The organism is Aureispira sp. CCB-E (genome assembly GCF_031326345.1).
Classification (GTDB): Bacteria; Bacteroidota; Bacteroidia; order Chitinophagales; family Saprospiraceae; genus Aureispira.
This window is the reverse complement of the sequence record NZ_CP133671.1, coordinates 2,071,723-2,085,442: the sequence shown is the minus strand read 5'-3', so window position 1 is coordinate 2,085,442 and position 13,720 is coordinate 2,071,723. Positions and strand designations below refer to the sequence as shown.

11 protein-coding genes and 1 tRNA gene are annotated in these 13,720 nt (G+C 34.2%); 8 read left to right on the top strand and 4 right to left on the bottom strand.

The genetic code is table 11. The features are described from left to right. Positions 1-99: 99 nt before the first annotated feature. On the top strand, positions 100-417 hold the full coding sequence (locus QP953_RS07895; RefSeq protein WP_052595939.1) for a hypothetical protein: 318 nt from the start codon (positions 100-102) through the stop codon (positions 415-417). 107 nt (positions 418-524) lie between these two features. After that, positions 525-2,303 carry an ABC transporter ATP-binding protein gene (locus tag QP953_RS07890; protein ID WP_052595941.1) on the top strand — a complete coding sequence of 593 codons (1,779 nt, stop codon included), beginning with the start codon at positions 525-527 and terminating at the stop codon, positions 2,301-2,303. A 308-nt stretch (positions 2,304-2,611) separates the two neighbouring features. Here the strand turns inward: QP953_RS07890 and QP953_RS07885 are convergent, their stop codons facing one another. Then, positions 2,612-3,892 carry a hypothetical protein gene (locus QP953_RS07885; protein WP_309554555.1) on the bottom strand — a complete coding sequence of 427 codons (1,281 nt, stop codon included), beginning with the start codon at positions 3,890-3,892 and terminating at the stop codon, positions 2,612-2,614. A gap of 640 nt (positions 3,893-4,532) precedes the next feature. Beyond that, positions 4,533-5,198 (bottom strand): hypothetical protein, encoded by a 666-nt coding sequence (locus QP953_RS07880; protein ID WP_309554554.1) that lies wholly within the window; start codon positions 5,196-5,198, stop codon positions 4,533-4,535. A 628-nt stretch (positions 5,199-5,826) separates the two neighbouring features. Between QP953_RS07880 and QP953_RS07875 the strand changes: the two genes are divergently transcribed. From QP953_RS07875 to QP953_RS07855, 5 genes are all read left to right on the top strand, one after another. Beyond that, positions 5,827-6,789, top strand: coding sequence for an EamA family transporter (locus QP953_RS07875; RefSeq protein WP_309554553.1), 963 nt, complete (start codon positions 5,827-5,829; stop codon positions 6,787-6,789). 8 nt (positions 6,790-6,797) lie between these two features. Then, a complete protein-coding gene (locus QP953_RS07870; RefSeq protein ID WP_309554552.1) occupies positions 6,798-7,796 on the top strand; it encodes an acyltransferase in 999 nt (332 codons plus the stop codon). Between the two features lie 241 nt (positions 7,797-8,037). Then, a complete protein-coding gene (locus tag QP953_RS07865; RefSeq protein ID WP_052595950.1) occupies positions 8,038-8,787 on the top strand; it encodes a hypothetical protein in 750 nt (249 codons plus the stop codon). Positions 8,788-9,148: 361 nt separating this feature from the next. Beyond that, positions 9,149-9,229 (top strand) — tRNA-Phe (locus tag QP953_RS07860). Between the two features lie 523 nt (positions 9,230-9,752). Beyond that, a complete protein-coding gene (locus tag QP953_RS07855; RefSeq protein WP_309554551.1) occupies positions 9,753-10,169 on the top strand; it encodes a hypothetical protein in 417 nt (138 codons plus the stop codon). 11 nt (positions 10,170-10,180) lie between these two features. On the opposite strand, the gene QP953_RS07850 is transcribed toward QP953_RS07855, so the two are convergent. After that, positions 10,181-10,783, bottom strand: coding sequence for a hypothetical protein (locus tag QP953_RS07850; RefSeq protein WP_052595954.1), 603 nt, complete (start codon positions 10,781-10,783; stop codon positions 10,181-10,183). A gap of 10 nt (positions 10,784-10,793) precedes the next feature. Next, positions 10,794-11,456, bottom strand: coding sequence for a pyridoxamine 5'-phosphate oxidase (pdxH, locus tag QP953_RS07845; protein WP_081909523.1), 663 nt, complete (start codon positions 11,454-11,456; stop codon positions 10,794-10,796). Positions 11,457-11,867: 411 nt separating this feature from the next. On the opposite strand from pdxH, the gene QP953_RS07840 reads away from it, so the two are divergent. Next, positions 11,868-13,349, top strand: coding sequence for a T9SS type A sorting domain-containing protein (locus QP953_RS07840; protein WP_309554550.1), 1,482 nt, complete (start codon positions 11,868-11,870; stop codon positions 13,347-13,349). The last annotated feature ends 371 nt before the right edge of the window (positions 13,350-13,720 follow it).

Here is a 13,720-nt window from a genome sequence, read left to right as displayed (position 1 = left end):
TATGGGCTTATGGATAAAAATTATAAAAAATAAACAAAGCCATAACTTATTCTAAAAGGATTCCCTTACTTTTGCAATCCAACTAAAACGATCTAAAAAATGGCTAAAAAGAATAAAAAAACACTAAATACCTACAAAATCCGAGTGGTTTATGGCTTTAAAGAGAAGCTAAAAATTGTTCTTTTAGGAGAATTAAAATCGGGAAAAGTAGAAGATGGAATGTCTATTAAAGTATCCCTAGAAAGTGGTATGGAGATTGGCAAATGGGAAATATTGGAGGTTCTACACACTAGTTTTATCAACCAACATGAGAATCCTAATTTCAAAGGATTGATTGTAAAATGTAAAAACTTGGCAGATTTTGAACTTCTCAAAACTTTACGTGTTTACGAAGAAGTTATCGAAATTGTAGATTAGTGATCAAGCAGCATCTACTTTAATTATGAGTAATGGTTTAGAAAAAAATGGCTGCCTAATAGAGCGTTTTTTCTGTCTTCTTACTTAAGTATAAAAATAGTAAATAATTGAGCGAACCAAATCAAAAATATGCCGACTGGCCCCTTGCTAAACGAATCATAGGGCTAGCAATGCCTTATCGTGGGATATTTTTTCTCGCAGCAACATTGTCAATCATATTGGCTCCCATCTCTATTTTGCGCCCTTATTTGGTACAACGTACGGTAGATGATTGTATTATTAATAGCAATGGCGAAGGGCTATTGTTTATGATTAGTTTGCTATTTGGAGTTTTAGTACTTCAAGGAATTTTGTATTATATCTTCTCATACTCGACTAGTTGGTTGGGACAATCGGTTATTAGAGATTTGAGAACACGAGTTTTTGATCACATCAATAGCTTGCGTTTATCTTATTTTGACAAAACGCCAATCGGAACTTCTACAACTAGAACCATCAACGATGTAGAGACAATTAACACCGTTTTTTCACAAGGGTTTATTACAATCATTGCTGATATTCTTACCTTATTGTTTGTCTTAGGTATTATGCTTTGGACTAGTTGGAAAGTTACCTTGGTTTGTTTGATCACGATTCCACTACTTGTTTTAGCAACATACTGGTTTAAGGAGGCTGTCAAAAAAGCCTACGAAGTAGTTCGAACACAAGTATCTATGATGAATGCGTTCTTACAAGAACGCATTACAGGAATGCGAATCGTTCAAATTTTTAATGCTGAAGAGAAAGAGCTTGAAAACTTCAAAGTTATCAATAAAAAGTACGCAAAAGCCAATATCAATTCTATCTTTTACTATGCGATCTTCTTCCCTACTGTAGAAATTTTGTCTGCAACGTCTTTGGGATTGATGGTTTGGTATGGTGCCAAAGGGGTCATTGGTGGCGAAGTTACCTTAGGTGTATTGGTTGCCTTTCCTTTGTATATTGGAATGCTATTTCGTCCTATCCGAATTTTGGCTGATAAATTCAATACCTTGCAAATGGGGTTGATTGTTGCCAAACGAATTTTCAAAGTTTTGGACAATACCAATGTAATTGAAAATTCAGGAAGTATTGTTCCGACACATCTAAAAGGAGATGTCTGTTTTGATAACGTGCATTTTTCTTATCAACAAGATTTGGCTGCTTCTGAAATTAAGGAGTGGATTTTAAATGGTGTTAGTTTTAAAATCAAAGCAGGAGAAACCATGGCTATTGTCGGCAGTACTGGGGCAGGGAAATCGACTATTATTAATATATTGAATCGTTTTTACGAAACCCATCAAGGTGAAATTACGATTGATGGGCTCAATATCAAAGATTATGAACTGTTTGGTTTGCGTGGGCGAATTGCTGTTGTTCTGCAAGATGTGTTTTTATTTTCAGGTTCGGTTCTAGATAACATCACATTAAAAGCACCACATATTACTAGAGAAGAAGTTGTCGAGGCAGCTAAGATGATTGGGGCACATCCTTTTATTGAAAAACTGCCCAATGGTTATGACTATCAAGTTATGGAACGAGGGGCTACGCTTTCGATGGGACAACGCCAACTGATCTCTTTTGTTCGAGCATTGGTTTTTAATCCCGATATTTTGATTTTGGACGAAGCAACCTCCTCTATTGATCCTGAAACAGAAAGTATTATTCAATATGCTATCGAAAAATTAATCGCCAAACGTACGTCGATTATTATTGCGCACCGCCTATCTACCATTCAACATGCCGATAAAATTATGGTATTGGAAAAAGGAAAGGTAAAAGAAATTGGATCACACCAAGAGTTGTTACAAATAGAAAATGGTCATTATAAAGAAATGGTTGAAACTGCCTATGCTTTGAATGGTTAAGTTTTGTTTGAATACTTATCTATTTCTATGTTATTTGCCTCATAATGCTGCTAAGTATTAATATTGTTTTTTCACAATACACACATACAACTTATTAATACATATAATTGCTTGTCAAATATACATTTGGCTAGATGCCGATAGTGTTCAAAATAATGGCGATGCTTCTATTGTTGCCCAATCTTTGAGTGGATTGATGTATAAACACGGGCATCTTGTAAAAAATAAACATAAGTCATCCCGAAAAATTTTGGATAACTTATGTTTGTATTCTTAATTTTTTCCGCTGTATGTTATAATGAAGTTGTTTAACAAGTAGGTAGCGGATTTTTAGCTAATTTTTCCCAATTATTAATAATTTTAGTCATCCAACTCATATCTTCTGTCAAAGATGCCTCGAGTTGTTTGCGTTGCGCTTCTAAATTCGCTATGATCTCTTCTTTTTTAGCCGAACTCTTTGCTGTATCATGGTAGCGGATTTCCGTAAAATAATCATCAAAAGCATAATAGTGAGTACATGCACCATGTCTACAATCTTGATAATCATTACTAATTGCGCTTATTTGATCTAATCGCTCTTTAAGCATGGCTTGATGCCGTTCTTTGATATAAGCAATTGAACCATTATCATTCTTACCAGTCAATAATAATTTAATAGTTTCCAATATAGATGAATCATAAGGAGTGCTAGCATCAGGATCTTGTAGAGCCATTTCCTGTAATACACATAATTTGATGGTCTCACACTGTATAAAAATTGGTAACCCTTTTTTCTGAAAGAGTTCTTGTTCTAAGGTTTTAGAAACATCTGATAACTCATCATAGTATTTTTCTAAAATATCATAAAGTTCTTCCTTGCTAGCTGATGCTTTTCTGGGAATATAATAATTTCTGATGCGTTGACTAACCGATTGCACTTTTCCGCCTTGTTCTTGCACGGTTTGTTCTTCATTCGCTTCTTTGATAATTTTTTTAATATCAGAAATCAGTTGTGCATAATCAATGCCTGGGCTAGTTCCCAATATGGTCTCAATAATTGCTGTTCCTATTGCCCCTCCAATAGATTCGCCTGCTGCACCTATTAATGCCTCTGCAAAAAGGACTAATAAACTTGATGCTGTTGTTTTTTTAGGCTCGTCAGAAACTTCTCCCAATTTTAGCAAACTCTTACTAGGTACATCTATTAACTGATTACCGTTGAATTGTATGAGTGGGGCAAAATAATATAAAGTAGCCTGATTGGTTTTTCGGGTTAAAACACCGGTTCCTTTTTTATAACTGAGATAATCATCTGTTAAAAAACTGATACGATCTTCTACAATTTTTTCTTCTTTACCTAAAGAAAAAAGTTCATCTACTTTTTTAATAAAACAAACTTTCTTAATGCGAACCTCTTCATTCTCTAAATGCTGCAAACTGTCAATTTGTGCTTGACTGGCACAGGGTACAGCACCCTTTCCATGAGAGTCAAGTACTTGTTCTGTAAGTTCTTTTACTTCATCTTCTTTAAAAAAAGTAGTTAGTTTCTGGCTGACATAGCTATGCTTGTCTGCAATTTGGATATCTCCAAATGACAAATTAATAGACATAAAATTTGATTTTTTTGATAAAAAAAATTATCTGAAATATTCTGAAGATAATGAACACACAATATTTATTTGATCAAAACGAAAAAACGACCTATTTGAATTCTCTCCTATTGTAGATTCTAACCACCATAAATATATCTTTATCTCTAAACCAATAGTTAGCTGTACTTCTAATCAACGAACTATTTATTTAAACAATAACCTCTACAATTCCTTCGATTATCATTTATTGGTTTTGATTGAGATATCTCATTAAAAACATTTCAAATAATTATTACTTAAACATTGAAAACTAATGTATAAGATTTTTTTGGGGCATAAAAAAAAATGTTCCGAACAACACCAATACTGATAAGAAATACATTATTTTTGTTATAAGATATATTCAAAAGTAAAGATATAATGATGAATCATTCCTAATTTTCTATAGCTCAACAAATATGGGAATTTGACAATTTGCTATAAAAAATAACAACTCCTTAGAAACTTTTATTTATAGAAAGTTCTAAAACAATAACAGGACAAACCTTTATTCAAAGTTTGTCCTGTTTTTATTGCACCAACACTATTCTTTCTAATAAAACCTATGTTTCTAAAAATTTAGAATAATTCATGTTCTTATTTTTATAGTAATGTTGTCCTAAAAAGGCTGGTTTATTCCTTGCGAATAAAAATTGAAGGTCACTGTAGCTCTCAAATAATGTGTTTGACCACTAGGGCAAGTGCACAACAGGGCATCTCCTTCAAACTCCACGTTAACAATCTTACCACTAAGATTTGGACGAGAAGGCTGTGTGCTCAAAATTTCACAAGCAAAATGTTCTTTTAGCGCATCGGCTTCTATTGGACTAATAGAATTATCCAAATAGTACGCTGTTACAAATCCCAGATTAGGATCAAAAACCTCGTGTCCATTGTCCAATAATTCATAAACAACAATTTCTTGCTCTACTAAAGGTCCTGGAGGTCGATAAGTACAACCACTAAACACAGGATCACAATGAAATACCTGTTCCAAATCGTAATCAATGTACCCTGCTTGAGTTTGATTGCCTACTGTCCAGCTAGAAGCGTTGGGCATCGTTGGCAAATATAAATTATTACAAGTCGTCAGATTACTTATATCATAAGTGTACGTCGTCCCTGAAGTTACAGGTGTCCCCCCCTTTCGAAAGCTTGCCTGATTATCGCTAACTTGCACTTGTGCAACGGCATCCAATTCATCTGTTGGTGTGATTTCTAAGTTCTCTTTTTCGCAAGCACTCAAAATACAAGCGGCTACAATTAGCAAAAGATAAATTTTCATAATAGTTTTTGTTTGTTTTAACCCACTAATTACATCGAAAGGTATTAGTTACGCTTTCCTACTGCAATAATTAGCTGCGCTGCTACTGTAAACCTCGCAGGGCTTAATTCAGTATTGTAATGTCAATTGAGTGGCTCATTCTGTTTAATAAAAGTGATGATTTTTCTCAGCTATAAAATGCTAAAAATTATTATTAATCTCAAATTAATACAAAGAGCAGACATATTAGAAATATATAACATAAAAAACATTAGCACTTCGTAGATTTTTTGTTTTTCGATCGTAAAAACCAAAAAGCACCTTTGCATCAATTTTCTCACAAAGCCTTGAAATATGTAAAATTTTAAAAATTGACACTTAAAGAGCAACCTAATTGCATTGGCTCACGTTCTATCTGAATCTCTTATTGGTATTGCTCGTTCCTTCATGTAATGAAGTTCTTATAATGAAAAAAACTACAAAACCATCTATTAGAGCTTCTAACTTTAACCCTTTTTTTTGCTAAAGAATTCTAACAAAAAGAGGGCAGATAATTAAATATTTTGCCTAATCTTGCAACTACTCGCTACAGGTTGGCGAACCAATAAAAAAAGATATTTTAATAACTATTTCAACTAGTATTGTTCGCATGAATAAGAAGTTTATTTTAGCACACATTGCGATGTTTTGTGTTGCCCTAATTTATGCCTCTAATTTTACGATTGCTAAACCAGTAATGGCAGGATCAACGCCTTATGTACAACCATTTGGATTTATTATGATGCGTGTTTTAGCAGCCACTAGTTTGTTTTGGTTAACACATTTCTTTTTTATTCGAGAACGAATTGATAGAAAAGATATTTGGAGGCTAGCAATTTGTGGAGCTTGTGGTGTTGCAGGAAATCAGCTATCTTTTTTTTATGGACTTAACCTCACCACCCCCATCAATGGAGCTTTAATTATGCTAACCACTCCCATCCTTGTTTTGCTGCTCTCAATGCTTGTTTTTAAAGAAAAACTAACTGGTATGAAAGGCGGAGGAATCGTTCTAGGTTTGTCTGGAGCTATGCTATTAATTCTAAGTAACAAAACAGACATTCCCGATGCTCCAAACCCTATGCTAGGAAATATTTTTGTTGCCATCAACGCCGCTTTTTACGCCGTCTATCTGGTTTTAGTAAAGCCATTGATGTCCAAATATTCCCCTATTACAACTTTAAAATGGGTCTTTTTATTTGGAACTATTTATGTCATCCCCTTTGGATGGAATCAAATGTTAGCCGTTGATTACCCTGCATTACCACCTTCTATTGTTTGGAGCATTGCTTTTGTATTATTCTTTGTTACCTATTTGGCTTATTTGCTAAATGGCTCTGCCCTATCTATTGTCAAGGCATCGGTATCTAGTACCTATATTTACTTGCAACCCTTGTTGGCAAGCATCATAGCCGTTGCCGCAGGAAAAGATGAAATTACCTTGATGATGGTTCTAGCAGGTTTCCTAATTTTTATTGGTGTCTTTTTAGTTTCCAAACGCCCTAAAGTAGAAACGGTTCCTTCATCTGTAGAAGAAGATGAAGAAGACTTATTGCCTCATTTAGTCCAAAAATAGATACTCTTTTGTCTAGTTCTTTGCCAACATATTTGCCAGTAATCAATAGTCTACGAGGAATTGCAGCTACTGCTATTTGCTTTTATCATTTTGTTTTGAGTACAGCAAACTATGTGGAAGAAACATGGATAAGAACCTTCTTTTATTATGGTCAATATGGTGTCCCTTTGTTCTTTGTCATTTCAGGGATTGTCTTGCCTTGGACTATGCTCAAAAACAATTATATACTCAAGCATTGGACTAACTTCATAACCAAGCGTTTAGTTCGACTAGAGCCACCTTATCTAGCATCATTAGTATTAGCTACGATGTATCTACTATTTCAAACATATCGACACTATGGCACTATTGAATTTTCTCTTTTCAATTTCCTACTGCATTTGGGTTATCTCATACCATTTGTAAAAGGGCAAGAATGGATCAATCCCATCTATTGGTCGTTGGCGGTAGAATTTCAATTTTACCTTTTTTTAAGTGTAGCATTGATTTTTTTAAAAGATCATTTGTGGTATCGTCGCTGGGCAATGTATGTATTCATCTTTGGAGTTTCCTTTATAAGTCATGAGAAAGCACTTTTATTCCGTTGGTTGCCCTTATTTTTAGTTGGCATTCTGTATGTATTAAAGCAATATAGCATCATCTCATTAAAAGAATATTTCACCATTTCTATCTTTTCCTTGGGTCTCACCTACTACTTATTGGGCATCCCTAATTTAGTGGTTGCTATCTTTACTTTAATCATCGTTCATTATTTTCCTAACTACAATCCAAAGTATAGCAATTGGCTTGGAAAAATATCTTACTCCATTTATTTGATTCATTTAATTATTGGACAAGCACTCGTTAATTTTTTATCGCATACCTATCGACTTCCTTATCAAAAAATCCTCGTTATTCTCTTGGGTTATGCTGTTAGTGTAGGAGCCGCTTGGCTTCTTTATCAATGGGTTGAAAAGCCTAGCAAACAAGCTAGCAAACGAATTTATTACAAGTCCACCAAACTGTAACTAAAGCGAAATACGACGCATTTGTTTCTGGTTTTCCTTCTTTGGACTACAAAATTATTTTTATTTTTTTGGGCTCCGAATGAATTATTTTTCATTTTTCATAGTTTAATTTCTCGAACTGCTTCAACAAGCATTCTAAAAATTATAAACGTATAAATACTACTTCATTGTTTTTTATGAAAATAAAAAAAGCAATAGAGTAAGGATACCACTAAAAAACCCTTAAAATTAATTATATATCATGGCAAACAAACTACATGAGTTGCTAGCATTAGAACAAGATCGCAAAAACAAAGGCAACCAAGCTATTGGTGAGACTAAAAAGCTATTTGAAAAAAAAGCACCTCATTTTGATGGAATGACCAAGCGTTATATTCCAATGGAAGAAAACTCTGAGCAAATTCCTGACGAGCGCAAAGAAATTGTCACAACGGTTAAAACCAGCTTAGAAGAGGCTATTGAAATTATCTCCAAAGGAATTGATGCCCACCTATCTAAAGAAGAAACCAATGCTTCTGGAGTTGCTCAAGCTGAATTGATCGTTGGAGATACAAAATTTGGTTCTTTCTCTGCAACTTCATTGTTAGCACTAGAAAGTCATTTGAATAAACTAAAAGACCTATATACTCAAATTCCAGTATTAGAAACTACTAAAAAATGGCATTTGGATACACAACAGGGTATTTATAAAACAGAAGAAGAGGTCAAATTTCGTTCTGTCAAACGCCCTAAAGTAATTGTAAAATACGAAGCGACTAAGGAACACCCTGCACAAACAGAATTGTTGTATTTAGATTTTCAGGTGGGTAAATACGAAACCATTTATACTTCTGGACGTATTCCTTTAGCGCAAAAAAATGAAATGGTTCAACGTGTGAATCAACTTCTAGAAGCAACTAAAGTCGCTCGTTCTAAAGCCAATAATGTTGATGTCAAAAATATTAAGTTGGCTAAAAAAGTATTTAATTTTATCCATAAAGATATTTTATAATCAAGGCAATGACCGCTGCTTTGCGGCGTAGCAATAACAGAGCTAGTCTTAGCATTAGATGAATTGTTATTACCATCGAACTCATGTGACTCCAATAAATGTTGTCCATGATTCGGGGAGTCAGTTTTAGTCTTTCGCTCTGCAGCTTTATAGTTTAAAACTTTCTTTAGAAAATTATATTTCCTCAAAGCCTAGTGCACAAGTTCGATTCTTGTCTGCTCCACGATTACGAATATGTATATTGTTTTTTAATATACAATTCAGCTTTGAAAAAATTTTACTCAATTGGAGCGGTAGCTCAGTGGCAGAGCAAGGGTTTCTGTTCATAAAGGAAAATAATATTCTTAAGAATTTTAGGTTCGCTCTTGTGGCCAAATTGGTAAAGGCGTTTGTCTGAAGAACAAATTAGAAATAAATGCAGGTTCGAGTCCTGCCTAGAGCATGGCAGTCGCAAGGTAAGAGCGGCTGCCACCTTTTTTTTTGGAAAGGTTCTTGCTACTAATATTCATATGCAAATACCCCCTCCGTGAAATGGTACACCATTTTATATTTTTGTTTACTTAATGGAAGTAAATGACAGCAAAAGAGTCAAACCATACAAACAGTTATCACAAGACAAGCGTTTATAGCAGATTATAAAAGGATGTGAATGCAGCGTTAAGTCCTATGCGCTCAGAAATAAACACTACCACATTATACAAAAATCAACCAGTAGCTCTCGCTTATCTATCAACAATTGGTAATAGACTTATTAAAGCCACATTTACAATTTAAACCACCCTACTTACGTTAGGTGAGTAGTCTTTTTTGTTTTGTCAGAACAAAATAGTATATTAGGGTTGTGTAAACATTTGACTTTTAGTGTACCCCACTTATTTTATTGTATATAGTCCCTAAATAGAAATTATATTCTCCTGTACAGTTCTTTATTAAAGACACTGTATTAATTCTATGCGTAGTACATTATGATTCAACCCGAAAATATTAGTAGCAAACTATTATTTACCTGTTTACTTTGTTTCTTTCTTACCCACCTATGCATTGCACAAGTAAGTAAGAAGACATACCAAACAATTATAGCAAGTGATATAGACGTTCTTAGACTTAATATCGAAGATGCCACTGTGGAACTAAAAGAAACCAAAGGGACTCGTATCTTGGTTGAAACAGCTATTAAGCTATCTGTTCCCAATGATGCGTTGCTAAATTTTGTCATAGGCAATGGGCGCTATGAATTGGTACAAACTAAAGATGTTTCTAAACGAGAACTATTGTTAGAAACTAAAAAAGATAAAAACGTCATTGTTGTAAAAGGAGAAATATGTGCCGAAAGCGTTGTTTATACCATTTATGTTCCCGCTTCTATGAAGGCTATTAAATAATCGTAAAACGCCTAATCTTTTTCATAAAAATCAGCTCTTCGTCGCTCGACTTCTAACAAAAAATTTTTTCGGTTGCGTAAGAAAAAGCCAAAGCTTATCGACATAAATACCAATCCTATCAAAACCCATTTCGTCAATGTGGCTATATTGCTAGAATAGACAACCATAGGCAATTGTTTTGGGAAAGAAATCAATAAAAATGCAATGTGTGTATTTTCTATATAATCAACTAAAATAACCACCAATGGCAATAGAATCAGCATACGATATTTGGTTGCTCTAAACAAAAACACCAAGATCAAACTCATAAACGCCCCATACAATAAAGGGAATAAACTATCTAAAATTAAAGTACTAAAGACACAAATAGTTCGACCGCTTACTCCATAAGCTTCTATCTGTGCGTATGCCATTTGTGGAGTATAGTTAAACATGGCATCTAATAATTGTATCCTTGTATTCCCTTCCTCCATTTTTTGACCAACTCCAACAAATAAAGCAGCAACCGCCAAGGTTAGAGCACAAGAACAAGTTCCTATAAATAGTACCCAGAGATTTCTTTTACTATAACTACGGACAATAAAATCAATCAACATATCAATTTTAAATTTCATACCAATAGGGTTAGGGAGCCAAACGCTCTATGGTCCACTTTGCAGGATTTAAATCAGTTAATGTGTATAATAAACGATCGTGCAAGCGGCTACTTCTACCCTGCCAAAACTCTACTTTATATGGTTTTACGATATAACCTCCCCAATGTGGCGGTTTGGGTAACTTGTCGGTATTGGCGTATTGTTCTGATAACTGAACCACATTTTTTTCCAAAATATCTCGATTCTCCAAGACTTGGCTTTGTGGCGATGCCCAAGCTCCGATTTGACTTCCTTTGGGGCGACTTTGAAAATATTTTGTAGATTGTTCTTCGGTTAGTTGGTAAGCCATTCCTTGAATGCGAACTTGTCGTTGCAATGCCTCCCAAAAAAAGACCAAAGATACATTGGGGTTTTCTTTTAATTCTTGTCCTTTGTGGCTGTCATAATTGGTATAAAAACAAAAGCCATCTTCGCTCACTCCTTTCAATAAAACAATACGAGCAGAAGGAACCCCTTCTTTGTTTGCTGTTGCTAAGGTCATTATATTAGGTTCTCCTGTCTTCGTATCCTGTGCCTCTTTAAACCATTTTTTAAATTGACGAATTGGCGATTCAAAAACATCTGACTCTTCTAAAACATCTAAACTATAGTCTTCTCGTAAGTCCTCTATATTCATTTTATTTTCGTCCATCTTATTTGATTTATTCTTTTGATAATGCCGTTTGCGCCCGACTTTTCTCTATTCACAATATTACAAAAAAAATAGTGTACTATGCTCCAAATGAACACGAATTATTTCAATTTTCATCCTTTAAAAAAACGAATTATCTAAAATATAATCTTTGCTTATTTAATTTTTAAAACAACAAAAAAAACACACATAAAACACTATTATTCAAATAATTAACAAAAAAAAACTATAATTAAAGCAACTTTTTAGACACAAACTTCATTCTTTGGAATAAAAAATAAGCAAGAACTTCATACGGAACAAATTAGAGGATAAAATTTGTAGCTGCCAATATCATCTTTTTCCTTTACTTAATCGTTCATACCTATATTCATCAATAATTCATATAATCTCCATAATTTTTAACGTTCCATGAGATTTCCCCTAATAATAATATGGTGTGTTGCTTTCAGCCACAGTCTATTCGGACAAGCACGTTCTTTATTAAATTCGGATTTTGAAACACCTGTCATTGGTACCGCCAACAGTTTCTTTCTTTTTCAGGACTCATTGGTAGATGGTTGGAGCACAACCGCTAGTTCTAACTTAATAGAGTTTTGGCGAAATGCTCACAATGGGGTTACTGCTGCAAGTGGTCAACAGCACATCGAAATGAATGCAACCGAGCCCGCAGATTTGTATTTCGATGTTTGTATGTTTGATAATGAATCCCTAAACTGGTCTTTTTATCATAGGGGAAGGTCAGGAATAGACAGTGCCCGTTTATTAATTGGTCCGCCCAATGCCGAGGTAGAAATCATCCGATTTGGAACCAACAATACGAGCTGGATACAATATGCAGGTAGTTATACCAATACACATGGAAACGCTAGCATTCGTTTTAAGCTTCAACCTCTTCATACTGCTTCTAATAACTTGACAATAGGAAATTTTATTGACAAAGTAGAAGTTACGGGATTGGCTCCTCTAGTAGAGTTTGAGCAAATTCAATATAACGATACCGAAAATAGCGGTGGCAATATCCCAAAACTTCTGGTCAATGGTGCCATACCATCTGGGGGCTTATCTATTGATTTGGTGATAACAGGAGGAAATGCACAATTGGGTTTGGATTATAATCATACACAACGGTTTATAATCCCCGAAGGTATTTACGATGGGACATCCAACACAGCTCTTAGTATTCAAAGTAATTTGAGTATCAGTGATGATAACCTAAACGAACCTGATGAAACTATCGAAATTTCGCTTGCCAATCCACAAGGGAACTTGCTAATTAACGATGCTAACTGCAATGGGCAAATTAATCGCGTAACGACTTATACCATTCTTGATGATGATGCTACCTTGCCAATAGAACTTTCTTCTTTTGAAGCGTCAAGCGACTGCCAACAAACGCTATTACAATGGAGTACTACGTCTGAACTAAACAATAACTATTTTAAAATAGAACATAGTCTGGATGGAAGCAGCTGGGCAACAATAGGCAAAATACTTGGTCAAGGGAATAGCACCCAAACTCAATATTATCAATATATGCATTCGCAAGTATTTAGTCAAAGTTACTATAGACTTACTCAAATTGATTTTGATGGAAGTTTTAGCCATTCTCCCATTGTTTCAAGAGCTGCTCCTAATTGTAACTTAAATACCAATATAGCCCTTTATCCTAATCCTGTTATAAAACAAAATATGGTACATCTAGCCATCAACACGGCATCAATAAGTCCTTTACAAGTAAAAGTAATTGATGTTTGTGGGCGAACATTATTTAAAGAAAAAGTAGACTCCCATCACCATCTACTCAGTACCCAAAACTTGCCTTCGGGAGTTTATCAAGTTGTTATTGAAACTACCAATAGTCATTTTATCCGTCGATTAATCATTCAATAGGGTTCTAGAGCTATGTTAGCATTTTTCATTGATTCATTTTTTATAGTCATTGTGTTAACAAAAGCTCCCAATTTCATATTTTTTTTATAACACATTGATTACTAAATTAAAAATCAAACTTTCTCTCAATCCTAGTACCTAGCAGTATTACAGCAAAAATAAACTATTTTCCTCCTATTCATTTGCCCCAAAAACAGATTGTTAAAGTTTATTGGAGACATACTAACCTTGCAACCATTTGGCGTTTCCATTGTCTATAGGTTTAAGAATATTATTTTTTAACTGTAATTGTATCTAATTTTCTTTCGTCCCTACCCCACAAGAAAATTAGAGAAAATTTGAATAAACTATTATATCAAATTCCCAACTTG

What these genes read in the sequence shown, in the direction of transcription:
- QP953_RS07895 (WP_052595939.1), top strand. Translation starts at nt 100, where the DNA reads ATGGCTAAAAAGAATAAAAAAACACTAAATACCTACAAAATCCGAGTG.
- QP953_RS07885 (WP_309554555.1), bottom strand. Translation starts at nt 3,892, where the DNA reads ATGTCTATTAATTTGTCATTTGGAGATATCCAAATTGCAGACAAGCAT.
- QP953_RS07880 (WP_309554554.1), bottom strand. Translation starts at nt 5,198, where the DNA reads ATGAAAATTTATCTTTTGCTAATTGTAGCCGCTTGTATTTTGAGTGCT.
- QP953_RS07875 (WP_309554553.1), top strand. Translation starts at nt 5,827, where the DNA reads ATGAATAAGAAGTTTATTTTAGCACACATTGCGATGTTTTGTGTTGCC.
- QP953_RS07865 (WP_052595950.1), top strand. Translation starts at nt 8,038, where the DNA reads ATGGCAAACAAACTACATGAGTTGCTAGCATTAGAACAAGATCGCAAA.
- QP953_RS07855 (WP_309554551.1), top strand. Translation starts at nt 9,753, where the DNA reads ATGATTCAACCCGAAAATATTAGTAGCAAACTATTATTTACCTGTTTA.
- QP953_RS07850 (WP_052595954.1), bottom strand. Translation starts at nt 10,783, where the DNA reads ATGAAATTTAAAATTGATATGTTGATTGATTTTATTGTCCGTAGTTAT.
- pdxH (WP_081909523.1), bottom strand. Translation starts at nt 11,456, where the DNA reads ATGGACGAAAATAAAATGAATATAGAGGACTTACGAGAAGACTATAGT.
- QP953_RS07840 (WP_309554550.1), top strand. Translation starts at nt 11,868, where the DNA reads ATGAGATTTCCCCTAATAATAATATGGTGTGTTGCTTTCAGCCACAGT.